The sequence below is a fragment of the Bradyrhizobium ivorense genome, assembly GCF_900696085.1.
In the GTDB taxonomy this organism is placed as follows: Bacteria; Pseudomonadota; Alphaproteobacteria; order Rhizobiales; family Xanthobacteraceae; genus Bradyrhizobium; species Bradyrhizobium ivorense.
The window spans coordinates 757,899-781,540 of the sequence record NZ_CAADFC020000028.1 but is presented as its reverse complement, the minus strand read 5'-3'; the positions used below and the strand labels follow the sequence as shown (position 1 = coordinate 781,540).

Annotated in this window: 18 protein-coding genes; 8 read left to right on the top strand and 10 right to left on the bottom strand. The window is 64.6% G+C overall.

Annotation, left to right across the window (positions count from 1 at the left end):
• Window positions 1-4 precede the first annotated feature (4 nt).
• From CI41S_RS34795 to CI41S_RS34775, 5 genes are all read right to left on the bottom strand, one after another.
• Entirely contained in the window at window positions 5-2,353 is a 2,349-nt protein-coding gene (locus CI41S_RS34795) for a GumC family protein (protein ID WP_139863504.1), read from the bottom strand.
• 141 nt (window positions 2,354-2,494) lie between these two features.
• Window positions 2,495-3,247 carry a polysaccharide deacetylase family protein gene (locus CI41S_RS34790; RefSeq protein WP_139863503.1) on the bottom strand — a complete coding sequence of 251 codons (753 nt, stop codon included), beginning with the start codon at window positions 3,245-3,247 and terminating at the stop codon, window positions 2,495-2,497.
• On the bottom strand, window positions 3,244-4,062 hold the full coding sequence (locus tag CI41S_RS34785; RefSeq protein ID WP_244626766.1) for a class I SAM-dependent methyltransferase: 819 nt from the start codon (window positions 4,060-4,062) through the stop codon (window positions 3,244-3,246). Before CI41S_RS34785 ends, CI41S_RS34790 begins: the two co-directional genes overlap by 4 nt.
• Window positions 4,063-4,084: 22 nt before the next feature.
• Window positions 4,085-5,521, bottom strand: a complete 1,437-nt coding sequence (locus CI41S_RS34780; protein ID WP_139863502.1) for a lipopolysaccharide biosynthesis protein — start codon at window positions 5,519-5,521, stop codon at window positions 4,085-4,087.
• Window positions 5,515-6,441, bottom strand: coding sequence for a DUF6492 family protein (locus tag CI41S_RS34775; RefSeq protein WP_139863501.1), 927 nt, complete (start codon window positions 6,439-6,441; stop codon window positions 5,515-5,517). Before CI41S_RS34775 ends, CI41S_RS34780 begins: the two co-directional genes overlap by 7 nt.
• 415 nt (window positions 6,442-6,856) lie before the next feature.
• Between CI41S_RS34775 and CI41S_RS34770 the strand changes: the two genes are divergently transcribed.
• Complete coding sequence (locus CI41S_RS34770; protein WP_139863500.1) at window positions 6,857-7,831, top strand: glycoside hydrolase family 26 protein; 975 nt, start codon at window positions 6,857-6,859, stop codon at window positions 7,829-7,831.
• 66 nt (window positions 7,832-7,897) lie between these two features.
• On the opposite strand, the gene CI41S_RS34765 is transcribed toward CI41S_RS34770, so the two are convergent.
• Window positions 7,898-8,986 (bottom strand): radical SAM protein, encoded by a 1,089-nt coding sequence (locus CI41S_RS34765; protein ID WP_139863499.1) that lies wholly within the window; start codon window positions 8,984-8,986, stop codon window positions 7,898-7,900.
• A gap of 395 nt (window positions 8,987-9,381) precedes the next feature.
• Here CI41S_RS34765 and CI41S_RS34760 point away from each other — a divergent pair, with 395 nt between their 5' ends.
• From CI41S_RS34760 to CI41S_RS34740, 5 genes are all read left to right on the top strand, one after another.
• The gene (locus CI41S_RS34760) at window positions 9,382-10,377 is read left to right on the top strand and encodes a glycosyltransferase family 2 protein (RefSeq protein WP_139863498.1); all 996 of its coding nucleotides are present in this window, start codon (window positions 9,382-9,384) and stop codon (window positions 10,375-10,377) included.
• Window positions 10,374-11,687 (top strand): O-antigen ligase family protein, encoded by a 1,314-nt coding sequence (locus CI41S_RS34755; RefSeq protein ID WP_139863497.1) that lies wholly within the window; start codon window positions 10,374-10,376, stop codon window positions 11,685-11,687. The genes CI41S_RS34760 and CI41S_RS34755 overlap by 4 nt, the downstream gene beginning before the upstream one ends.
• Before the next feature lie 458 nt (window positions 11,688-12,145).
• A complete protein-coding gene (locus tag CI41S_RS34750; protein WP_139863496.1) occupies window positions 12,146-13,495 on the top strand; it encodes an adenylate/guanylate cyclase domain-containing protein in 1,350 nt (449 codons plus the stop codon).
• Window positions 13,496-13,858: 363 nt separating this feature from the next.
• A complete protein-coding gene (locus CI41S_RS34745; RefSeq protein WP_139863495.1) occupies window positions 13,859-15,298 on the top strand; it encodes an IS1182 family transposase in 1,440 nt (479 codons plus the stop codon).
• A 290-nt stretch (window positions 15,299-15,588) separates the two neighbouring features.
• Window positions 15,589-17,289, top strand: coding sequence for an adenylate/guanylate cyclase domain-containing protein (locus CI41S_RS34740; protein ID WP_172628298.1), 1,701 nt, complete (start codon window positions 15,589-15,591; stop codon window positions 17,287-17,289).
• A gap of 356 nt (window positions 17,290-17,645) precedes the next feature.
• On the opposite strand, the gene CI41S_RS34735 is transcribed toward CI41S_RS34740, so the two are convergent.
• Window positions 17,646-18,737: a glycosyltransferase family protein gene (locus tag CI41S_RS34735; RefSeq protein WP_139863493.1), complete on the bottom strand. Its 1,092-nt coding sequence runs from the start codon at window positions 18,735-18,737 to the stop codon at window positions 17,646-17,648.
• A 192-nt stretch (window positions 18,738-18,929) separates the two neighbouring features.
• On the opposite strand from CI41S_RS34735, the gene CI41S_RS34730 reads away from it, so the two are divergent.
• Window positions 18,930-19,877, top strand: a complete 948-nt coding sequence (locus CI41S_RS34730) for a cupin-like domain-containing protein (protein ID WP_139863492.1) — start codon at window positions 18,930-18,932, stop codon at window positions 19,875-19,877.
• A 27-nt stretch (window positions 19,878-19,904) separates the two neighbouring features.
• A complete protein-coding gene (locus CI41S_RS34725; RefSeq protein ID WP_139863491.1) occupies window positions 19,905-21,092 on the top strand; it encodes a GNAT family N-acetyltransferase in 1,188 nt (395 codons plus the stop codon).
• A gap of 32 nt (window positions 21,093-21,124) precedes the next feature.
• Here the strand turns inward: CI41S_RS34725 and CI41S_RS34720 are convergent, their stop codons facing one another.
• From CI41S_RS34720 to CI41S_RS34710, 3 genes are all read right to left on the bottom strand, one after another.
• A complete protein-coding gene (locus CI41S_RS34720) occupies window positions 21,125-22,075 on the bottom strand; it encodes a DUF5996 family protein (protein ID WP_139863490.1) in 951 nt (316 codons plus the stop codon).
• Between the two features lie 125 nt (window positions 22,076-22,200).
• Window positions 22,201-22,800, bottom strand: coding sequence for an NAD(P)H:quinone oxidoreductase (gene wrbA, locus CI41S_RS34715; RefSeq protein ID WP_139863489.1), 600 nt, complete (start codon window positions 22,798-22,800; stop codon window positions 22,201-22,203).
• 91 nt (window positions 22,801-22,891) lie between these two features.
• On the bottom strand, window positions 22,892-23,590 hold the full coding sequence (locus CI41S_RS34710; RefSeq protein ID WP_139863488.1) for a pirin family protein: 699 nt from the start codon (window positions 23,588-23,590) through the stop codon (window positions 22,892-22,894).
• Window positions 23,591-23,642: the final 52 nt, after the last annotated feature.

Below are 23,642 nucleotides of genomic sequence, written 5' to 3'. Positions count from 1 at the left end.
GCGCTCAGGCATATTGCTTGTCGTGCTGAGGGCTCGCGACGGTCGGCTGCAGCTCGTTGAGCACGACACCGGCGAGCTTGCGCTCCGCGCCGCCCAGCGCCGTGATGATGTCTTCCATCGCCTCGTTGATGTCGCCATGCAACGGCAGCACCGCGACGAGCCCGTCGGCGATCTCGAACAGCTTGCGTTCGGCTGCGTCCCACGGCATCGCCGGGCCGTCCAGGATCACGAGGTCGTGGCCGCCGGCGGAGCGGGCTTGCGCGATCGCCTTGCGGATCGCCTCGCTGGCCTTGGCGCCGCCTGTGATCGCCGGCAGGATCGCGATGCCGTTCGCGGTGTTGATGGCGCGCGCGGCCTTGCTGCCGATGGTGAGCCAGTCGAGACGGCTCGGCGCGGCCTTGCCGAGATGCGCGACCTTGTCGGTCAACGCGTGGCTGACGCCGTCGGCGTCGATCAGCAGCACCCGGGCGCCGTCGCGCGCGGCGACCAGCGCCACGTTCAGCGCCACCATGCTGCGATCATGATCGCCGGCGGTGCCGATCACGGCCAGCACCGGCACGCCATTCGCCGGCGTCAGCGCCGCCAGCGCGGCAAGAATCTGCCGCGTCGTGTTGGAGAACGGCGCCAGCGCCGCGCTGGTGCGCAGCGTCGGCCAGCCGAACCGGGTGACGTCGGCGGCATTGCCGTCGGTCAGGATGCCGCCGAGCGTGCGCATCACGTCGGTCTCCTGCAGCTCGGCGATCAGCGGCTTGTCGAACAGCGGCTTCTCGAACGGCGGCTCGATCGGGCCGGCCGCGGGCCGCGCGGCGGGCTGCGGCTGGACTTGCGGCTTGGCTTCCGACTTGGCTTGCGGCTTCACCGGCGCGACGACCCGCTGCGGTTCCGGCGCCGGATCCTGCTTCGGCTGGAGTTTTGGCCGCACCGGGTCCGCGCCGGGCGCGAGCCGGCTGGCGGCAACGATCCAGGCCGCGGCGGCGAGGCCGCCGAACATGAAGCCGAGCAGCGCCAGCAGGCTCATCGCCGGCGGGAAGGTGCGCTGCTGCGGGATGGTGGCATCGCCGATCACGCGGGCGGCCGATGTATTGAGGCTCTCCTGCTCTTCGGTCTCGCGCGAGCGCTTGAGGAAGGCTTGATAGACCTCGCGGCTGGCCTCGACCTCGCGTTCCAGCTCGCGCAGGCGTACTGACGCCTGGCTCATCTGCACGCTCTGGCTCTTCTGCACGTCCAGCGACTTGTTGAGCGAGGCTTCGTAATCGCGCGCCCGGGTCAGATTGTTCTTGGCGGCGAGCGCGACGCGGTTAATCTCTTCCTTGATGGTCCGGCGCAAATCGTCGACCTGCTGATCGACCTGGCGCAGCGCCGGATGTCGCGGTCCGAGTTCGGCCTGCAACTCGGCCTGCTTCTTCTTTGCTTCGGCATATTGCGCGCGCAGATAGGCGATGCTCTGCGATTGCAGCACCTCGGGAATCGCGCCGGGATCGGCGGCGCCGCGGCGGCTGGCCTCGATCTGATCGTAGTTCGCCTGGGCATCGAGGGTCAGCGCCCGCGCCGCGGCCAGCCGCTGGTTGCTGGCCGAGAGCTGCTGGTCGGTGATCATGTTGTCCTGCGAGCCGACGAAATTGTTCTGCGCCTTGTAGGTCGCGAGCGCCTCTTCGGCGTTGCGCAGGCGCTGCTGCAGCTCCTTCAGCCGGCCGGACAGGTCGGTGGTGGCGCGGCGGGCGGCCGCGGCCTGCGACTGCTTGGATTCGGCGAGATAGGCTTTTGCGATCGCGTTGGCGAGCATCGCGGCCTTGGCCGGCTCGCGCGACCACACGTCGATGTCGACGATGAAGGTGCGGTCGGTCTTCTTGACGTTGATATGGCGGTTGAGCGCGTCGAGCACGCCCAGTTCGAGTTGCTCGGCCTGCTCCGCGGTCGGCCTGGATTCGATGCCGAACAGGCCGAGCAGCGTGGCGAAGATACCCTTGCCCGAGCTGCCGCCGAATTCGGGATCCCTCAGCAGGTTGGTGTCGTGGATCACCTGCAGCAGCACCTTGTTCGACGTGATCAGGCGCGACTGGCTCTCGACCACCATCGCCAGGCCCGAGACGTCCTGGGCCCGCGGCGTCAGCTCGCGTTCGACCAGCTGCAGCTCGCGCGGATCGAGATAGAGCTGGGCGCCGGCGGTGTAGCGCGGCGTCAGGCTCTTGCCGATCGCAACCGCGATGCAGGCGCAGAGCAGGGCGGCCGATATGATTGCGACCTTGCGTTGCCACAACAGCCGGATCAGGTCGGCCAGGTTGAAGCCGGCCGGCGCAGCGGCCTGGCGAAGCTCCGGCTTCGGCGGGTCTATCGGCTGGTCATAGATGAGCATTGGCCCCAGCTTCCATTTCAACGGCCGCACGCGTCGGCTGAGAAGCTATCTTTCGGGCCACGCGAGACGCGGAAAACACGCAACACGAAAAATTAACCATACGCATGCCGGGACTATTCACCAGAAAGGCAAACAAAGCGTTTAAGCGCGGGCGCATCGGAACGCCTCCGCCATCGTCAGTGCCGGGATGTTGCGCCGTGCCGCCGCTTCCAGCGCGTAGGTCATCAGGTCGGGCGAGCAGCCGTAGAGGCTCGGCGCCTCGTCGACGTCGTGGCTGTAGAAAATTAACCAGCCGTTAGTGCTTGCCGCCTCGTCGAAGGCCTGCTCGATCCGCTCGTGCGAGGTCTGGCGATCGATCAGCGGCATCGCGCGCAGGAACTGGAGGTCGACCTCGCCGCTGTTGACGCCCGGCACGATGCTGCGGCAGGTGCGGAATTCGGACTTCAACTGGTACTTCCGCGCGTAGGAGCCGTAGCCGAACGGATAGGCGAAGCTGTCGACCGTCATGGTCGGATCGAGCGAGTGGAAATAGGTCCGATTGCGCGCGATCTCGCCGGCCAGCGAGGTCTCGTCGAGATCGCAGGCGCGGCGGTGCGAGAAGGTGTGGCAGCCGATCTCGTGGCCGCGGCGATACAGCGAGACGACGTCGTCGGCGCTGCCGGTCGCCCAGTCCGGCGCGTCGATCCCGACCAGCCCGCCCGACACGTAGAAGGTGCCGCGCGCGCCGTAGGATTCCAGGATGTCGGCGCCGAGCGTCGCGGCGCTCTTCGGCAGGTCGTCAAAGGAGAAGGTCACCATCGGCGTCGCATTGTGCAGGCGGAAACGCTCGACCTGCACATGCATCGCCAGGCGGTGGCTGACCTTGACCCTTGCCTCGGACCACAGAGCATTCATGACCTGAGCTTTCGCAGGATGACATGGTAGTCGCCGTGCCGGACGTCGATCTTGCCCGGCAGCAACGCATTCATCAGCTTCGCCGCCGCGTCGATGCAGGCGGCGAGCACCGGCTTGCGCCGGCGCATCTCGGGATAGCGCGGGCTCTCGTATTTCTTGCGGTAGATCACCTGCAGCCCGTGCTTGACGGCAAACGCCTCGAGCTTGGCTGGTGTGACCAGCGGATGGAAGTGGGTGGGGAACGGCGCCTCGCCCGGCAGCCCGGCTTTCTTCTCGCCGCGGACGTAGCGGTAGAAGAACACGTGGAACCAGTGCGGCGAATATTTCGTGACGATGCCGGACAGCGACTTCGGGTTCGGCGCGCCGATCAAGAGCAGGCCGTCGGTCTTCAGCGCGTCGCAGAAGCCGCGCAGCGCGGCCTCGACATCGGGAATGTGCTCGATGACGTTATAGCAGATGATCAGGTCGAAGCGGCCGGGCGGAAAGCGGTAGGTCTGGATGTCGCCGAGGATCGGCTCCTGCGCATAGGTGTTGTTGCGGATCTGGTCCTCGTCGATATCGACGACGGTGACATGGGCGCGGCGCAGCACTTTCAGCGGCAGATAGCTGGTCGAGCCGCCGCCGGCCTCGTAGATCGAAAGCGGTCCGGCCGGCAGCCGCGCCTCCAGAATGCTGTGCACCGTCAACAGGCTCTGCTTGGCCTCGCCCGGCGGCAGCGCGAGCAGCGACTCCGGATGGACCGCTGCGGCCGGAGCCGGCATCGTCAGATCAGCGAGTGGCGCACGACGCGAGGCAAGCGCTAGGGACTTGGTCATCGGCTCATTCCAACATTGCTATTTACGAACTTGTTACGTACTTGGCGCGGAACATGGCGAAACCCCGCTTCAACCGGCCGCGCAGTTGCGCGATGTCGAACAGCCCGCACAGCGCCGCGTAGACGGCGAGCCCCGCGGCGATCAGCGCGATGCTGGCGGGGAGATCGGCGATGGGCAGGCCGCGGTCCAGCGCACCGACGGTGAGCACCATCGCAAGCGCGGCGATCACGATCAGAGCCAGCCGGCCGAGCGGGATCGGAATATGGAAGGCGAAGCGGCTGAGGATCAGGGCGCAGGCAAAGCCGGTGATGTCGGCGCCGAGCCGCGCCCACGCCGCGCCGATCGTGCCGTAATGGCTGACCAGCACGTAGGACAGGATCACATTGGCCGCGATGATCGAGGCGGTGTTGATCAAATAGAACGAGTTGCGGCCCGACAGCAGGAAGCTCGCATGCAGATATTGCTGGGTCAGCACCTGGAACAGCACGGCGACCGCGATAACAGGCATGATCTCGCCTGCCAGCGCGCGGAAGTCGACGCCGAGCACGATGTTGGCGATATGCGCCGCGATCACCGCAAAGCCGAGGCAGGCCGGCAGCGTGACGCCGGCGAGCAGCTCAAAGCATTCGACAAGATGGGTTTTGACCGCGGCATCGCCCTGCTTGGCGTGGATCTGCACCGCCATCGGGAAGAACGCGGCGGCGATGCTCATCGCCGGCATCATCAGGGTCTGGCGGACGAGGTCGAGCGCCGCGACATATTTGCCGGCGTCGGCGGCGCCGATCAGATTGGCGATCATGAAACGGTCGGTCACGCTCGAGATCGCCAGCAGCGTCAGCGACACCGTCAGCGGCAGGCCGGTGCGCGCCAGCGTCGACAAATCGGCGCGATCGAAGCTGACGATGGTGCCGCGCCAGGCGCTGCGCGACTGCACCAGCACCGCAATGAGATAGGCCGCGGCCGCCGCAAGCAGCAACAGCACGCCGGTCGGGCTGATCAGCGCCACGACGACGCCGAAGCCGAGCAGCGCGCCGGCGCGGACCAGCGTCGCCTTCATCACGGAGAGCGCCTTCAGCCGCGCGCGCAGCAGGTCCTGCGTCAGCTCGAACAGGCCGATCGCAATTGCGAGTGCGGTGGCCGCCAGCGCGGCTGAACCATCGAGCCCGACCAAGCGCGCCAGCAGCCAGGCGATCGGCGCGGTGAGGCAGCAGATCAAATAGCCCGACACGACCAGGCCGCGGACGTCGGTGCCGTCATCGCGCGCATGGCCGCTCAGGATCAGATTGCGGAACCAGCCGACCAGGAACACGGAGATGACGGAGGCGAAGCCGACACCCAGGAGATAGACGCCATAATCATGCGGCGCGAACAGCCGCGTGAAGATGAACACGCTGAGCAGGCCGAGCAGCGCCGACAGCACGTTGGCAGTCAGATTGATGCTGGCCTGTCCGATCAGCATGATGCGGCAAACTCCGCGGCCGCGGGAGCCAGCGACGGCGCCAGGATGGCGTCGCTCTCGGCCACCACCTCGCGAATGGTCGCGACCGGCGTGCCCGAGAACGATGCGATCGAGAATGCGACGTCGTCCTTGTCGGCGCGCCGCAGCAGCCCCTTGAGCTCGTCCTTGCTCAGCGTCGGGTCGTCCCAGTAGCTGATGCACTGGGTCTTGGGCACGACGCTGTGGCGCTGCGCGGCGTCCGGATCGTTCTCGACCAGGAAGCCGTAGAGCAGGTATTCGGAGAACTCGCGGGTCCGGCACAGCGCTTCGATCCAGCTGACGCCGGTCGCGGCCTCGATGCGGTCGACCATCGTCCTCGTCGTCAGCTTGTCCCAGAAGATGATGTGGCCGATGAAGTCCGGCGCCGGGAAGGGCGGCGTCGGCAGGCCGAGCAGCCGATGGCTGGTTTCCAGCCAGCGCGAATGGCGCGGCTGGTCGGCGGTGACGGCGCCCTGCATCTTCAACAGCGGAATCCGGTTCGGATATTCGAACCGCGCCAGGTCGAAGTCGCGGAAGAACACGATGTCGGAATCCAGGATGCAGAACCGCTCGTAAGGCAGCGAGATGGTCGCGGCGATCTTCAGCACCTGCTGGATGTGCCAGCCATGCACCGGCTTGGTGCGCAGCGACCACCAGAACTGGCGGCGCTTGCGCTGGATCATGCGCGGCAGCGGCCGCAGCCAGTCGGGCAGGAAGGAAGAGGCCGGGATGATGATGCGCCGTTCGCTCGCCAGCGGCGCGAACAGCGGCAGGTCGCAGTCCGGAACCAGCAGATAATGCCTGGAGAAGGAGGTGACGTGGCGATCCACGCTCTCGCAAAGCAGCGTGCAGATTTCCAGATCGCGCCCGTAGGTCGGGGTCAGCAACGCGACAGGGTTCATCTTGTATGCTCTCCGCCAGTACCGTGTCAGGACGGTACGTTGCAGCCCGCCGGAATGGTTGTTGGTGCCAGTTCAGCAAGAACGATGCCGGAGCATTTTTGCGCGGGCCGCATGCGGTCGCTGATGGTTAATCAAGGAACAACCGCGGCGCGATGCATCGGTTAACGAGACGAAGCAACCATCCGCGCGCGTGATTTTGCCGCGCCGATCGCGTGTAGCCCGGATATTGCAGGGCTGCGGCACGATTGCCGACGCAATCGGTGCAGGTGAATGAGTATGAGAATCTGTTGGCATTCCCGGCGCGAAAGCGGCGCGACCGGACCGGTGGCGGCGCCGCGCGCCCATTTCGAAACAGCCGTGCTGTCCGCGCTGTCCGCTTTTGACACGCGCGGCGTGAGAACCATCGGAGTGTGTGGTGCGCGTTGATATGAACAACGGGATCACGCGAAGGGCCGTTCTGGCATTCGCCGCGCTAGCCCTGGGTGGACCATCGGCGGTGCGGGCCGCACCGTCCCGCCGCTCGCAACTCGGACCGGGTTCCGCGCGGTTCGCCGGCGCCTTCGTCAATTGGGGCGAGACCGGCCGCGAGCATGTGCTGCAGGCGTGGGAGAAATGGCTCAATCAGCCGCGCTCCTCGGTGCTCGGCGTCGACTTCTACGGCGAGAAGGCGTGGGAGGAATTCCATCAGTTCGCGTGGGTGCCGGCGCTCTGGAACAAGCTCAACCCTGCGCGCAACGTGGTCTGGTCGGTGCCGCTCAGCTTTGCGGGCACCCCGCTCGCCGATGTCGCAGGCGGCCTGCACGATCACGACTTCGAGGCGGCCGCACGCGCGATCACGGCCTCGCATCCCAGGGCGATCATCCGCTTGGGCTGGGAGATGAACGTTCCCGACAGCAACTGGTTCGCCAAGGGGCAGGAGGACGACTATGTGAAGGCGTTCCGCCGCGTGGTCGGGATCTTCCGCCGGCATTCCGCTGGCTTCGTATTCGACTGGTGCCCCGGCTGGGGAGCGCAGGGCATGCCGGCGGATGCGGCCTATCCCGGCAACGATGTCGTCGACATCATCGGTCTCGACATCTACGACTTCGGGTCCGAGGGCACTGCCGTGGAACGCTGGACCTCCAGGTGCCTCAAGGTGCCGTTCGGCCTCGAATGGCAGCGCGATTTCGCCGCCGCGCATGGCAAGAAGATGAGCTATCCCGAGTGGGGCGTCGGTCAGGCCGGGGACAACGCTTACTTCGTGCAGCAAATGCACGATTGGTTCGTGGCCAACAAGGCCACGATCGCCTATGCCGCCTATTTCGACGTCGACGGATTGTGGCCGACGCAGATCGACACCGGCCGGTTTCCCAATTCTGCGAGCCTGTTCCGGACATTGTTCGCGGGCTGACCACTCAAAGAGAAAAGCCCGATCGGTCCGCTGAACCGATCGGGCTTCGTTGTTTCGGCTGCGGCGTCAGGCCGCCTTGGTGCCGGTCAGCAGCGTCAGGCCCATCTTCATCTTGTCCTGCAGCGTGCGCTGCGCGAGGCAGGTGAACAGGCAGAGCTTGTCGCAGCCGATGGTCTCCTTGCGGCGGGCGCGGGCTTCCTCGCTGTACCAGATTTCACGCGCGGTCTGGGTGCGCACGTTGCCGATCGGCTTGAAGAACCAGCACACTTCGAGGCGGCCGTCCGAGCGGATGAAATAGTTGCGCATGCCGACCCGGCACGGCATCACTTCCTTCGGCGCCTTCTCGCGGCGGAAATGGTTCGGCCAGGCCCGCAGCAAAGCCTCGCCGTTGAGGATCGGCGCGCCCGCCCGCTTCAGCCGCAGCAGCTCGTCGCGGACCGTGATGAGATCGTCCATTTCGCTCTCGCCGATCCACAGCTCGTCCTCGACCTCCTGCGTGCCTTGCTCGACCGGCTGGAAGCTCAGCGCGGTGGCGCCGATCTCTTGAATCCAGTCGACCATTTCGGGCAGGCGGCGGAAATTGAGCTTGTGCACCACCGGCTTGATGATGATCGGAAAATCCAGTCCCGCGGCGCGGCGCGCGTCGGCGACGTTGCGGATACCCTGCACGATGTCAGTGAGCGAGTTCTCGACGCCGCGCGAGTAGTTGTGGATCGCCGGATCCGTCGAGTCGATCGAGATGTTGATGTTGAACGGGTGCGCCTCGACGGTCTGCGTCACGATCTTCTTGTTGAGATAGGCGCCGCCATTGGTGGTGACGCCCCAATGGATGTCGTTGTCGCGGCAGAACCGCAGCAGGTCGAGGAAGCCCTTCTTGATGTAGGGTTCGCCGCCGGCGAACTCGATATGATAGGCGCCGATGAATTCCTTCAGGCTGGCGAGCGCGCGCTGCCACTCCTCGATGCTCATCTCGTCGCGATAGTTCGGACGGCGCCAGTAGTCGCAGTAGCGGCATTTGTAATTGCAGCGTTCCACCACCTCCGCGAAGATCGCGGCCGGGCGGGTGACGTCGCGTCCGGTACGCAGGTAGAGCTCTTCTGAAAATGCGTTGCGGACATGCTTGGTGCCGAGCGAGACGAGGTCGAGCGCTTTCAAGGTGAACCTCAGCTGTTGCGTGTTTTTGGGAGAACGCGTTGATCCGGCCGGTGCCGAGCAATTCGGATGCCAGTCTCGCCGCCGCGCAGCCTGTCGCGGGCGCGGGCCGCTCTTAACCCTAAGGATCCTTTAAGGGGTGCAGCGCTGATGGGCTCCGTCGCGCTGATAGGTGTATTCGCGCCGATAGATCGGTTCGTTCGAGTTCAAATTAACCTTGGGACGAAGTCGCGGCGATGCGCGCAGCCGCTGGATCGGATTTTGCCATGAGGCCGCCGTAACGTTTGAACCGCGTCTGCATCGCGGCACAGGCCAATCAATTTGGGACGGTGATGTCCCATTCTGAGCTGTGGCGGGACGATGCATGCTGCGGATCGGGATTGCCAGGAGGCGATGAGATGTCGATCGAGCTGCCCTTTGCCGACCGCGCTTGGGTCACCACCTCGTCTTCGCTCGACTGCACCGTCGAAACCGTGATCTGCATTCCGAGCTTCCGCCGGCCAAAACATCTGCGCCTGACGCTGGAGTCGCTCGCGGCGCAGCGCACCGCGCGCCGCTTTGCCGTCGTCGTGGTTGAGAACGACGCCGGGCGATGCGAGAGCGCGCCGGTCGCCGCCGAGTTCCTCAATTCCGGCCGGCTGCACGGCATCTGCATCGTCGAGCCGCGCCAGGGCAATTGCCGGGCGATCAACGCGGCGTTCGAGACCGCGCTGGAGAATTTTCCGCGCGCGCAGAACTTCCTGATGATCGACGACGACGAGGTCGCTTCGCCGGATTGGCTGGAGCGCATGGTGCGCGCCGCCGAGACTTCCGGCGCCGCCATCATCGGCGGGCCGGTGTGGCCCAATTTCGATGACAAGCACAAGGGCGGCCTCAAGCGGCATCCGGCGTTCGCGCCGGCCTATCATGCGAGCGGCCCGGTTCCGGTGATCTATGGCTGCGGCAACTGCCTGATCCGGCGCGCGGTGTTCGAGCGGCTCGGCCAGCCGGCGTTCGATCTGCGCTTCAACTTCCTCGGCGGCGGCGACCACGATTTTTTCGCCCGGGCGCGCCGCGCGGGTTTCCGCTTCTACTGGATCGTCGAGGCCGCGATCAGCGAGACGGTGCCGCAGAGCCGCACCAGTCTCGGCTGGATCGTGCGGCGCGGTCTGCGGATCGGCGCGATCAACTATCACATCGAAAGCAAGGCGGCGCGGACGGTGTGGTCGCGCGCGGCGGTGAAGGCAAAGATGTTCGGCCTGGTGCCGTTCTCGCTGTTTCGCTTCGCGCGCATCGTGCTGCGCGAGCACCAGGCCGTGATCGCGATGCATCCGATGGTAGTCGCCGTCGGCAGCGCGCTGGCGGTGCTCGGCATCGAGCCGCAGCCCTATGCGGCCTCCAAGATCGCGTCGTGAGCGATCTTCCGATCACCGCGGAAGGCCGGGCGCTGGTCGCCGGCATCGCGCGCCGGCCGGTGCTGGACATCGTCCGCGGTGCACTGTTCATCGGCATCCTGCTTCTGGTCTGGATCTCGCTGCGGCCGTTCCCGGACCTCAGCGGGTTTTATCTCAGCGACGTCACCGCGGGCGGCGACGCGTTTCTCTACGGCCTGTTCGGCGTGCTGATGGTGGTGATGCTGGCGCTGACCATCGGCGACAACATGCCGGCGCTGAAATCGCTGCTGACCCCGGCCTTCCTGCTGTTCGCCGGCTGGATCTGCGTCACCGTCGTGCTGTCGTTCGATCCGGCGACATCGCTGCGCCGACTGTCGCTGTCGGTGTTCGTGGTCGTGGTGGCGGCGACGATTTTGCTGCTGCCGAAATCCCAGGGCGAACTGCTGCGCTGGGCCGGCATCGCCGCGCTGGTGCTGCTCGCGACCTGTTATCTCGGCGTGCTGCTAGCGCCGCATCTGTCGATCCACCAGGCCGGCGATCCGCAGGAGCCGGCGCTCGCCGGCCACTGGCGCGGCGCGTTCGGTCACAAGAACGTCGCTGCCGCGATGATGGCGATGCTGCTGTTCCTCGGCATCGCGCTGACCAGGGTTGGCGGATGGCTGGCGGGTATCGCCGTGTCGGGGCTCGCGGCGGTCTTCCTGTTTTGCACCGCCGGCAAGAGTTCGATGGCGCTTTGTCTCGCCGTGCTGCTGCTGACTTCGCTGATGCCGCTGGTTCGTTCGTTCTGGGGCCGGGCGCTGCTGCTGCTGACGCCGCTGGTGCTGCTCAATCTGCTCGGCGTCGGCACCGTCATGAGCGATACGCTCGATGCGGTCGCGAGCCGGCTGCCGCTCGATACCTCCTTTACCGGCCGCGCCGATATCTGGGAGTTCGCCTTCGATTCGCTGCGCCGGCGGCTCTGGACCGGATACGGCTTCGAGTCGTTCTGGGGCAGCAGCGCGATCCAGAACCTGCAGGAGGGCAAGGAGTGGGCCGCCCTGGCCTCGCACAGCCACAACGGCTACCTCGACATCGCGCTCGGCACCGGGCTGCCCGGGCTCGCGCTCCTGATCGCGGCGATCGTGATCAAGCCGCTTCGCGATTTCCAGGCCGCCGATCAGGGCGGCAATGCCGGTCCGCTGGCGATGCTGTTCCTGCGCATCTGGCTGTTCGGGCTCTATCTTTCGTCGATGGAGAGCTTTTTCCTCGACCGCGCGGACACGATCTGGGTGACGTTCCTGATCTCGGTGTTCGGGCTGCACTATCTCGCCCGGTTCCGGATGCGGAGCTAGGACGCGGACTCGAAGCTTGAATCACAGCGACCTGATCCGCCGCAACGCTTCGAGGCAGGCGCCGGTTGGACGCTTATGGGCAGAAGTGGACATCAGCCCGCCGACAATCCCTGTTGAAACCGTCGAAAATGACCCGTTGCGGAAGTGTTCTTCGCGGCTACCGCCAGTGTCGGCTGGTGCCGACTAGATTTGCTCCAAGTGAGACTTTCGGCCTGTGACCCGAAGAGAACTTCGAGTTCTCACGGAATCATTCAATCCTATCGCCCTCATCCGGATGCACCCAAACGTAAGGACTGCTGTCACGTTCTGCAGTCAGTCTGATGCGAGTGGGGCGTGTCAGTCGAGCGGAAATGCCGTCATCGCCGGTAAGTGATATACTGGATCTACGATCAGGGCAGGTAAACATGGCCCTCCGCGCGGTGCTACATCAGGCCTGTATCTGAGTGCAGGTGTTGTCAATGAGCACTCTCGATCTCCCGGTGACGCGTTACGCCCGAAGCGGGGAGTTGAACATCGCCTATCAGACGATGGGCGATGGGCCCATTGATCTGATCTTGGTTCCCGGTATGACCACACATGTGGAGTTTCTCCACGAGATCGCCGGCTACACGGATTTCGTGCGCCGCCTCGCGGCGTTCGCCCGCGTCGTCACGTTCGACAAGAGCGGCCAGGGCCTGTCGGACCGAGCGTTCGGTGTTCCGTCACTTGAGCAGCGCATGGACGACATTCGCACGATCATGGACGACATCGGATCCACCCGTACGGTTCTGCTCGGCTGCTCGGAAGGGGCGGCCATTAGCATGATGTTCGCCGCGACCTATCCGAAGCGGACCTCGCATCTCATTCTTTACGGCGGTTTCGCGCGATTCACCGGTACCCCCGAATATCCGTTTATGCGTTCTGAAGAGGAATGGACCCGTCGCGCCGAGACCGTGGCGGCTCATTGGGGAACGGGCACATTTGGCATCGGCATTCTCCTGCCAAGCCACGCGGCGGTGCCCAACGTCATCGGTCAGCTTGGAAAACTGGAGCGTCTCACGTACAGTCCCGGCGCGCTCCTCGCGATGTATCGCCAGAATATGCTGATCGATGTGCGGTCAGTGCTGCCAACCATCCAGGTGCCGACGCTCGTGCTACACAGGCGTGCAGACGCAGGTGTACCAGTGGGCAATGGGCGCTATTTGGCCTCACATATTTCAGGAGCGAAAATCATCGAGTATGCCGATTGTGGCGACCATTTCATCTTCTCTGGCGATTACTCGACTTTGTGCAGCGATATCGAGGAGTTTGTAACTGGCCGTCGAGAGATGAGCGTGCCCGAGTTCGATCGTGTGCTTGCTACGGTGCTGTTTACTGACATTGTTGAATCGACCCGGCGGGCAGCCGAAATGGGCGATCAGGCATGGCGTCGGGTACTCGATGAGCACGACCGCACGGCGCAACAGATCGTGGCGCAGCATCGAGGAAATCTGGTCAGAACGACCGGCGACGGGGTCCTCGCCACCTTCGATGGGCCGGGGCGGGCGATCCGTTGCGCGATGGCATTTGAAGCTGCAACAGCCCGCCTGGGGTTACCGGTGCGGGCCGGTCTCCATACGGGGGAGATCGAGTTGCGTGGCCACGACATCGGCGGAATCGCAGTCCATGCCGCCGCCCGCGTGATGGCGCGAGCCGGGGCAGGCGAAATCCTGGTTTCCCGCGTAGTTACCGACCTTGTCGCTGGCGCCGGGCTGAAGTTCTCCGGGCGCGGGGCGCACGAGTTCAAGGGCTTGCAAGGACGCTGGAATCTATTTGCGGTGAGCGCCTAAATAAGATCGAGGCTTTGCTTCGGCCGGGCACGGGTGCTCTCACATTAGTCCGCATAAGGCCGACGAACGCTGCACCGGCCTATGCCGATGGTGCACTCAAGATCGTGATGCAAAGGAGCCGAGAAGCAAGATCGTGCGGCGTTTCAAGGCGGCCGTGTCTGCCTGCCCAATCTATTCAGCATGTGTCTTTGGAATGACCGCTTATGGCCCCTAAGCCGAACACCGCCGAAGCCCTTGTGATGTCCGCTGATAGGGGCAGACTGGACGCCGGTCCGTGCTCGTCCATACCGCCGCTTGTGACCCTGGCTGTGTGAAAACGCGGTGCCGCGGTTATGATTCTCCCGTGATTCTAGGGAGAAATTGATGGGTCGCTTCGTTGAAGAGGCGGATCGCGGGCAATGGACGCTATTGCCCGAATGCCTCGATGATTTCATTGACGAGAGCAACCCCGTTCGCGTGATCGACGCGTTTGTCGATGCGCTCGATTTGGCTGAGATGGGCTTTGAGGGGGTGGAGCCGGCGGCAACGGGTCGACCGTCGTACCACCCCTCGGTTCTCTTAAAGCTTTACATCTATGGCTATCTGAACCGGGTGCAGTCGAGCCGACGGCTCGAACGAGAGTCCGGCCGCAATGTCGAGGTGATGTGGCTGCTGGGTCGGCTCGCTCCGGATCATAAGACGATCGCGGATTTCCGCAAGGACAACGGCCTGGCGCTCCGCAAGGTCTGTGCGCGCTTCATCGAGCTCTGCCGAGAGATGGGGCTTCTCGCGACGTCGAGCGTCGCCATCGACGGCAGCAAGTTCAAAGCGGTGAACAACCGGGACAGGAACTTCACCCGGGCGAAGGTGGAGCGGCGGCGTGCTCGGCTCGAGGAGAGCGTCGCGCGCTATCTGAGCCAACTCGACACCGCCGACCGGCAGGAGCCGACGGAGGCGCTGGCTGCGAAGGTCACGAGGCTCACCGAGAAGCTGACAAAGCTGAGGGAGGAAATGGGCAAGCTTGCTGTCTACGAGAAGCGGATGCTTGCGTCACCCGATCAGCAAATCTCCCTGACCGATCCCGACAGCCGTTCGATGGCAACCAGCGGGCGCGGGTCCGGCGTCGTCGGCTACAATGTGCAGGTCGCGGTCGACACCAAGCATCATCTGATTGTGACGCACGAGGTAACGAACAGCGGCTCAGATCGGGCACAACTGGCCAATATGGCCAAGCAGGCGAAGGCTGTTCTAAAGACCGAGACGCTGGAAGCTGTGGCCGACCGTGGCTACTTCAACAGCCCAGAAATCCTCGCGTGTCACGAAGCAGGCATCACGGTAACCCTGCCCAAACCGCTGACATCAGGTGCCAAGGCAGATGGGCGCTTCGGTAAGCAGGACTTTGCCTATTTGCCAGAGGAGGACGCCTATCGATGCCCGGCTGGGGAGCGATTGCCGTATCGCTATACGAGTGAAGAAGACGGCAAGATGCTGCGGCGCTACTGGACCACAGCCTGTCAAAATTGTGCGCTCAAATCGCAATGCACAACCGGGCCGGAGCGGCGAATTGCGCGGTGGGAGCATGAGCATCTGCTCGAGGCCGTGCAGCAGCGCCTTGATGCAAACCCAGAAGCGATGCGCCAGCGTCGCGAGACAGTCGAGCATCCGTTCGGCACGATGAAGGCCCGCATGGGAGCGACGCACTTCCTGACCAAAACGCTTCCAAAAGTAGCTACCGAGATGGCTCTCTCGGTTCTGGCCTATAATCTGACACGGGTCATGAACATCGTCGGGGTCAAGCCGCTTATCGTCGCGATCGTGGCCTGAGATTCGCCAGGCTCTGGCTGCCAGGCCGGACATCCCTAAGGGCCGTTTTTACACGGCCAAGACCCATAAGAGACATAGTGCATTGAATTGGCCGGGGCGCTTTGCCTTGCACCCGGCAACGGAAAAGCGAACGCAGCCCCTGCCATGGGCCCGGCAAATGCCTCCCCAATTACCGCTCACAGGTCCACAGCAAAGTGCTAGACTGCTCCTTGTCCCAGCGGCGTGGTTAGTTTGGTCGTTCGGAGGGCGCTGTGACGGAGCAGCGGGTTCAAAGGCGACTAGCGGCAATCTTGGCCGCTGACGTGGTGGGTTATTCTGCGCTCATGGAACGCGACGAGGAGGCCACCTACGCCGAGTTCGAGCGGCTGGAGCGAGAGCTGATCGAGCCTAGTTTCTCCCGCCACGAAGGGCGGCTTATCAAAACTACGGGTGACGGCGCGCTCGCCGAGTTCGCGAGTCCTTTAGCCGCCATGAGGTGCGCGGTTGAAATTCAGGATCATCTCGCCTCGGGCGGCAGTCCCCTCAGGTTACGCGTCGGGCTCAACCTCGGTGACGTTATCGTTGGGCAGGACGGCGACCTCTACGGCGACGGGGTCAACATTGCTGTGCGGCTGGAGGGGATCGCCGACCCGGGAGGCGTCCTGATTTCCGAAAAGGTGTACAGCGAAGTCGAAGGCAAGCTGGACGTTGGCTTCGAGGATCGCGGCGAGCAGCGGCTCAAGAACATCTCCAAGCCGGTCCGCACATACGCCGTCCGCGCGGGAGCGCATAGCGCGCTAACCGAGAGGCTAAGTGCGGCCCCGCCACTCCCGGACAAGCCGTCGATCGCCGTGCTGCCGTTCGAGAACATGTCCGGCGATCCCGAGCAGGCGTATTTTGCGGACGGAATGGTTGAGGAGATCATCACCGCGCTTTCGCGGTTCAAATCGTTGTTCGTGATCGCTCGCAATTCGAGCTTCACTTTCAAGGGCAAAGCCGTCGATATCAAGGAAGTCGGGCGCAGGCTTGGCGTGCGCTATGTCCTCGAGGGGTCTGTGCGCAAGGCCTCAGGGAAAGTTCGCATAGCGGCGCAATTGATCGACGCGATAACAGGCGCGCATATCTGGGCAGACAGGATCGAGCGTGACCTGACAGACGTTTTCGCGCTTCAGGACGAAGTCACGGTCGCCGTTGTCTCGGCCATCCAGCCGAAATTGTTCGAAACAGAACTTGCAATGACGACGCGGCGGCGACCAGAGAACCTCAGCGCGTATGATTTTTATCTCCGAGCCACACTGCAGTGGTATTTGATAACCCGCGAGAGTTTGGCCGAAGCGCTTCGGCTGGCTCACCGCGCCCTGGAGCTTGAGCCTCGGTATGGTTTGGCCGCTGCTCTGGCAAGTGCCTGTCACGTGCAAAACGTCCTTTCCGGCTATACGAGCGATCCTCAATTCGAGAGGAAGGAAGCAGTTCGGCTTGTTCGCCTGGCATTGAGCGTCGACGACAGCGATCCAGACATTTTGGCGCGGGCTGGCCCAATCTGGGCGTGGATGGTCGGCGATGATGAAAGTGCGATCGAAATGGCTGACCGGGCGGTCGCGCTCAACCCAAATTCATATCTCGCATGGAACGCCCGAGGCTGGGTCTATAGAATTGCGGGGCTGCCGGAGGAAGCGATTCGGAGCTTTGAACGTGCCATTCGCATGAGTCCGGTAGATCCGCTGATGGTGTTCGCTGGGATGGGGTTTGCCTTTATTGAGCTTGGTCGCTTTGAAGAGGCCATCGTCGTAGGGAGGAAAGCCCTTCGTCAGCATCCTTCCTATCCGGGAACTTACCGTTTTCTCGCGTCCGCTTTCGCCCATCTCGGACACGACGTTGAGGCGCGTGAGGCGGCGGCGCGTCTGCTTGAGCTCGATCCCGCCTTCACAATATCTGCGTGGATCGCCCGGGGCGGACAATCAAACGCGAAGCTGTTGACCGAAGGTCTCCGCAAAGCAGGGCTGCCCGAATGAGCCCGCGCACGCTCGCGCCAACGAGGTGATCGAATAGCCCCTCGTTTGCTGCGGCGCATGAGTCTGCATCTGGCCCCGTCGCGACATATTGCGCCGCCGCGCGAACCCAGCCGCTATAGGGGCGAAGCGGACATTGCGTTCGTTGCATCACGCCGCTGGGTTTATGGGTACACGGCCTAGTTGGCGCCGACGAAGGCGGCGAGATTTCGGAATATTGGAAGATTACCCCTGACTTGCCCGACGTGTCAAGCGGCGTCTGGTCGAGCGCCGGCAGCCGCCGGCGGCTACTTTGCATGGGGTTGTTTTGTCGATAACGGCGGCGCGCCCCTGCGGCGGCGAGTTCCCGAGCGAATCCTTCACAGCTGTGCGCGGATCGCCTTCGCCACGTCGGTCCACCAGCCCTCGAAGTCGAATGGCACCGGCACCGTCGGCCGCTTCAGCGCCGCGACGATCCGGTCGGCATAGGCGATGCTGTCGGCGTCGCGCGGCACCAGTTGGACGGCGCCGCGGTCGATCAATTCCTTGAAGCGCGGATGGTGGTCGAATTCGTCGGGCAGCGCCGGGCCGGTGGCGATCAGCGGCCGGCCGGACTGCACGCAGGCCAGCACGCTCGAGCGCCGCGCGGTCAGGCCCTCGTTGAGCGGGTAGCAGAACACATCGACCTCGCCGAGCAGGCCGAACACCTCGTGATCGGAGCCGATATAGCCGGAGACGATCACGTCGCCCTTCAAGCCGAGCTCGGCAACCCGTCCGTCGAATTTCTGCTCGATATTGTCGACGCCGCGGATGAAGGAGCCGATATAGATGACCAGCGGCCGCAGTCCGCGCTGCTTCAGGATCGCGCCGATCGCCAGCAGCGCGTTCGGCTGCTTGCCCGGATAGAGCGAGCCGAAATGGCCGATGATGAGCCGGCCGTCGCCACGCGCGGCAACGAGTCGCTGCAGCAGCATCGAGTCCGCGATGCCGGCCGGCGCCTCGATGTTGGGCGGCAGCGGCGCCAGCACGCATTTCCGCAGCATGCCGCGCATCAGGCGATCGTCGGCGAGTTCACGCCGCACCAGCGGCGAGAACATCACGATGCTGCTGGCAAGCCACAGAGCCGGGATGTAGGTCAGCCGGCGCAGCGTGTTGAGGCCGGCCCATTCGTGCTGGATCAGGACAACCTTGCGCCGCCGCAGCCGCGCGAACAGCAGCGCCAGCAGCGGCCGGACGATCACCCGTTTCCAGGCCACGATCGGGAAGTTGCACACCACGCTCTCGGCGCTGCCGACTGCGCGCCAGATCTCGCCGATCGTCCCATCGCTCTGGGTCAGGGTTAACACCGTGCTAGCGCCGGGCTCGATCTTCTCGAGCGTCGCCTGTGCGAGGCGTGTGAACTGCCCGACGCCGCATTGCATCTGCGGCCCGGCGTCGAGAAACAGCGCCCGATATCGGGATTTTGGCGTCATCGTGCCTGTTATCGGTTCTCGTTGGCCGGTGTCGGCGTCGCGGTTAGCCATATCGCCGAGACATTAGCTTCCGGTAAGCGGCGTCGCATACAGGGCGGCACCGATCTTGCCAATCCCTAGCTCAAAGCCGTCCGCACGTCCCGGAACGGGACATCGGATGAAGCGAAATGGCGCAGCACCAGGAGCGCGACAATGACGACAGGCCGGATCTTCACCAACTGGGACGACAAGCATTCCAAGCTGTGGGGCCATGCGCCGATCCGGCTCGAGCACGCCATGCACAAGCAGCCGGCGTTCTCGATGGATGATCTCGCCAGACTGATCGAGCATTACCCGCGCGAGCATTACAGCCTGGTCAAGACCGGCGCCAAGGGATCGAGCCGGGTGTGGCGCGAGGGCGAGATCGGCAGGCTGTGCGGCCGCGAGGTGATCGAGGCGATCTCGCGCGGCGGGCTGTGGCTCAATTTGCGCAACGTCACCGCGGTCGATCGCCGCTACCGCGACATGATCGAGCAGATGTTCGGCGAGATCGCCGCCAGGGTGCCGGGCTTCGACGCGCCGACGCACCAGGCCGGCATTCTGATCTCGTCGCCCGACGCGCAGGTCTATTACCACGCCGATCTGCCGGGCCAGGGCCTGGTGCAGATTTCCGGCCGCAAGCGCGTCTACATCTATCCCAACACCAAGCCGTTCATCCGGCCCGAGCACCTGGAGAACATCGCGCTGTTCGATGTCGAGGTCGATATCCCCTACGAGCCCTGGTACGACTGGCACGCCAAGGTGATCGATCTCGAGCCCGGCCAGATGCTGAACTGGCCGCTCAATGCGCCGCACCGGGTCGAGAACCTCGACACCGTGAACATCTCGATGACGATCTCCTATGTGAACGACGACATCCGCCGCGCCCAGATCCTGCATTTGGCCAACGGCATGCTGCGTCACAGATTCGGCTACGCGCCGCGCAACCGCAGCATCCGCGGGCCGGTGTTCTTCGCCAAGCAGGTGATGCAGAAGCTGCTGCGTGACGGCAAATGGGTGAAGCGCGAGCGCGCGGTGCGGCGCGCGATCGACTTCCGTCTCGACGAGACCGATCTCGGCAAGATCGTCGACCTGCCGAAGCCGGCGCTGGAAGCGGCATAAGTCGTGGCGCGGGACGCAGGTGCTGACATGACGGTGCTGACGGCGGCCGAAAAGTTCGGGGTGCAGGCATCCTCCGACGCGGTCGGCTTCCGCGTCGAGCTGGTTTCCGATTGGGCGCAGGCGGTGGCGCGCTGGGGCCCGTTCGATCCGCCGACCGCGTTCCAGCATCCGCAATGGTATGCGTCGTGGTATCGGGCCTTCGCGGCGACCGACGGCGTCGATCCGCTGATCGCCGTCATTACCGATGCATCGAGCGGCGAGCGCGCGGCGCTGCTGCCGCTGATCCGCCACCGGCAGGGCCGCCTCCGCGTCGTGGAATTCGCCGACCTCAATCTCACCGATTTCAACGCGCCGCTGCTCGGCCCGGCCGCTCCGCGCGACGTCGCCGCGGCACGGCGGCTGTGGCGCGATCTGCAGGCCGCTTTGCGCAAATCTAACGGCGGTGCAGATATCATCCGTCTGCGCAAGATGCCGCCAAGGCTTGCCGGGCGTCCCAATCCGCTGGCGCTGCTCGACGGCGCCGGACCGTCGATCGTCAACGGCAATCTGCTCACCATGGGTGACGATTACGAGGCCTGGCGTTACGAGCTCGACAGGAAGGTTCGCAAGGAGCTGGGCCGGAGCTGGCGCGTGTTCACGCGCGAACCGTCCGCCGCCTTCAAGGTCGCGACCGATACCGACGAGGCGCTGGGGTTGCTCGCGGTGACGGAGGTGCAACAGGGCACGCGGCTGGAAGGCCTCGGAATCAACTACGTGCTCGACAACGAGGATTGCGCCGCGTTCTATCGCGACCTGGTGCGCGAAGGCACCGCTCGTGGCTATGCGCTGATGACCGCGCTCACGGCAGGCGACGAGGTGGTGGCGACGCTGCTCGGCATCCGCACCGGCTCGCGCTACGTCATGATCCGCATCAGCAATGCGGGCGAGAAATGGTCGACCTGCTCGCCGGGCCGGCTGATCATCGACCGCACCATCGCAGCGCTGCACAAGGATGGCGTGCGCGAGTTCGATTTCTCGATCGGCAACTACAGCTACAAGCGGCGCTTCGGACCGCAGCGGACGCCGCTGGTCGATGTCAGCGCATCCCTGAGCTGGCGCGGCCGGCCGCATGCCCTGCGCGACCGCGCCGTGCTGGCGCTGCGCCGCTATCCAAAGCTCACCGCGCGGCTGAAGCAGGCGCTCGGCAAGACGGCGCCGTCGCGTGAAGAGGACTGAGCGGCCGGCAAGGCGTCCGCGCGCGATCTCGGCTAGATCTTTCTGACCACACCGGGCTGCCCCGGCGCGCATTCGAGCGCGCCGCGATCCCAGTTGGCGCTGATCGCGGCAGCCTCATAGCTCGACTGCAGGAATTCGAGCAGCGCCTGGTCGGGATCGGCCGCGGTGCGCACGGCGTCGTAGGGCAGAATGAATTCGCCGAGCGCCTCGCTGAAGAACGCCGCAGCGGGCCCGACCTGCTTGCTGCGATAGCCCGGCGGCTCCGGGTAGGCGTAGGAATAGAACGCGGGATAATCGATGGCGCCGCCGCCCGGCCAGAAGCCGGCGCTGCTGACTTCGTGCGAATAGGCCTCGTGCGCCACGCTGTCAGGCAAATGCGGCACGCCGCCGGGATGCCGCGGCGCGAGGCGACCCGAGAAGCGCGTGACCGCGAGATCAAAACTGCCCCAGAAGAAATGCACCGGGCTGGCCTTGCCGAGAAAGCCGGTGCGGAAGCGCTTGAAGACCCGGTCGCAGTTCACCAGGATCTGGTGAAAGCAGCGCACCGCATCGGCATCGTAGGATGCGTGCTGGGTGTCCTGCGAAAGCCTGATGGGATCGGGCAGCTCGTTCGGCATCTCGTCGATCGCAACCTCGATGCCGAGGTCCTTCAGGCTGGCCATGATCGCTGCGTAGAAGCTCGCGACCGATTGTCCGGCCAGTGCGAACTGGCGTTCGGTGCCGTCGCTGGTCGAGATACGCAGCACGTGATCGATGAAATCGAAGTCGATCTGGAAGGTGCGATCGCCGTCCGGGATCGGCGAGGTCGTCAATCCGCGCGCCGTGACATAGAGCGTGACGTGCCAGGAATGGTTGAGCCAGGGCGATTTCGTCAGGCGGATCTTGCCGGCGATCTGGGTCCAGAGCTGGAGCGTCAGGCTGGTGTCACGCCACGCCGCGGTCGGCAGTTCCGGCCAGCGGTTCTTCTTCGCAGTGTTGGTCATGGCAAAACTCCCGGGCGCTGCTATGCGACCTGTATTCTATCATTGAAGGGTGAACATGCGGATGGCGCGAGGGCAGGGCGGCAGTCCCGAACGAGCATGCCGCCCCGACGCATCGGCGGTGCAGCTTAGCCGTGAAGTTTCTTGGCCGTCTCGGCGATGACGCGGCCCTGGTAGCGTGCGCCGGCGAGCTCGTTCTCGCTCGGCTGGCGGCTGCCGTCGCCGCCGGTGATCGTGGTGGCGCCGTAGGGCGCGCCGCCGGTGATTTCGTCGAGCTTCATCTGGCCGGCAAAGCCGTAGTTGAGGCCGACCACCGTCATGCCGAAATGCAGGAGGTTGGTGATGATCGAGAACAGCGTGGTCTCCTGGCCGCCATGCTGGGTCGCGGTCGAGGTGAAGGCGCCGCCGACCTTGCCGTGCAGCGCGCCCTTGGCCCACAGGCCGCCGGCCTGGTCGAGGAAATTGGCCATCTGCGAGGACATGCGGCCGAACCGGGTGCCGGTGCCGACGACGATTGCATCGTAGTTGGCGAGGTCATCGATCTTGGCGATCGGCGCGGCCTGGTCGAGCTTGTAGTACGACGCTTTCGCGACCTCGGCCGGCACCAGCTCGGGCACGCGCTTGATATCGACGGTGGCGCCGGCTTCGCGGGCGCCTTGCGCGACGGCATTCGCCATCGCCTCGATGTGACCGTAGGCGGAGTAGTAGAGGACGAGAACCTTGGCCATGATGGCTTCCTTTCAGGTTTTCAGGGGGAGGGGGTTTTGGGAGAGGTCCATGCGCGGAGCTTTGTCCGCGCATGGAGTGGTGGAAGGGTGGTTACGCCGCGTCGACCAGCACGAGCTCGGCATCCTCGAGCGCGGTGATCTTCAGCGTGGCTTCGTCGCGGATCGCGGCGCCGTCGCGTGCGTTGACGCGCACGCCGTTGACCTCGATGCTGCCGGCTGCCGGCACCAGATAGAGGTGGCGGGCCTTGTCGGGCGCATACTCCGCGCTCTCGCCGGCCTTCAGCGTGGTGGCGAGCACCCGCGCCTTGGCGCGGATCGGCAGCGCATCGGCGTCGCCGTCAAAACCCGAGGCGATGGTGACGAGCTTGCCGGAACGGTCGGCCTTCGGGAACGGCTTTGAACCCCAGGTCGGCTGGCCGCCCCTCGTGGTCGGCTCGATCCAGATCTGGAAGATCTTGGTCTTCGACGGTTCCAGATTGTATTCGGAGTGACGGATGCCGCTGCCGGCGCTCATCACCTGAACGTCACCCGCTTCGGTGCGTCCCTTGTTGCCAAGCGAATCCTGGTGCGTGATCGCGCCTTCGCGGACATAGGTGATGATCTCCATGTTGGCGTGCGGATGCGCGGGGAAGCCGCTGTTGGGTGCGATCTCATCATCATTCCACACGCGCAGCGCGCCGTGGCTCACATTGTCGGGATCGTAGTAGCTCGCAAACGAAAAGTGATGCTTCGCCTTCAGCCAGCCGTGATCGGCTCCGCCGAGCTTTGCGAATGGTCTCAGTTCGATCATTGTGATGTCTCCTTCATTGGAATGTTTGCGGAGGGGCCGAGCGAATTGCGCC

Bases quoted from the DNA above. Each gene is read 5' to 3' on its own strand.
- CI41S_RS34795 (WP_139863504.1), bottom strand. From the start codon at position 2,353: ATGCTCATCTATGACCAGCCGATAGACCCGCCGAAGCCGGAGCTTCGC.
- CI41S_RS34790 (WP_139863503.1), bottom strand. From the start codon at position 3,247: ATGAATGCTCTGTGGTCCGAGGCAAGGGTCAAGGTCAGCCACCGCCTG.
- CI41S_RS34785 (WP_244626766.1), bottom strand. From the start codon at position 4,062: ATGACCAAGTCCCTAGCGCTTGCCTCGCGTCGTGCGCCACTCGCTGAT.
- CI41S_RS34780 (WP_139863502.1), bottom strand. From the start codon at position 5,521: ATGCTGATCGGACAGGCCAGCATCAATCTGACTGCCAACGTGCTGTCG.
- CI41S_RS34775 (WP_139863501.1), bottom strand. From the start codon at position 6,441: ATGAACCCTGTCGCGTTGCTGACCCCGACCTACGGGCGCGATCTGGAA.
- CI41S_RS34760 (WP_139863498.1), top strand. From the start codon at position 9,382: ATGTCGATCGAGCTGCCCTTTGCCGACCGCGCTTGGGTCACCACCTCG.
- CI41S_RS34750 (WP_139863496.1), top strand. From the start codon at position 12,146: ATGAGCACTCTCGATCTCCCGGTGACGCGTTACGCCCGAAGCGGGGAG.
- CI41S_RS34745 (WP_139863495.1), top strand. From the start codon at position 13,859: ATGGGTCGCTTCGTTGAAGAGGCGGATCGCGGGCAATGGACGCTATTG.
- CI41S_RS34735 (WP_139863493.1), bottom strand. From the start codon at position 18,737: ATGACGCCAAAATCCCGATATCGGGCGCTGTTTCTCGACGCCGGGCCG.
- CI41S_RS34730 (WP_139863492.1), top strand. From the start codon at position 18,930: ATGACGACAGGCCGGATCTTCACCAACTGGGACGACAAGCATTCCAAG.
- CI41S_RS34725 (WP_139863491.1), top strand. From the start codon at position 19,905: ATGACGGTGCTGACGGCGGCCGAAAAGTTCGGGGTGCAGGCATCCTCC.
- CI41S_RS34720 (WP_139863490.1), bottom strand. From the start codon at position 22,075: ATGACCAACACTGCGAAGAAGAACCGCTGGCCGGAACTGCCGACCGCG.
- wrbA (WP_139863489.1), bottom strand. From the start codon at position 22,800: ATGGCCAAGGTTCTCGTCCTCTACTACTCCGCCTACGGTCACATCGAG.
- CI41S_RS34710 (WP_139863488.1), bottom strand. From the start codon at position 23,590: ATGATCGAACTGAGACCATTCGCAAAGCTCGGCGGAGCCGATCACGGC.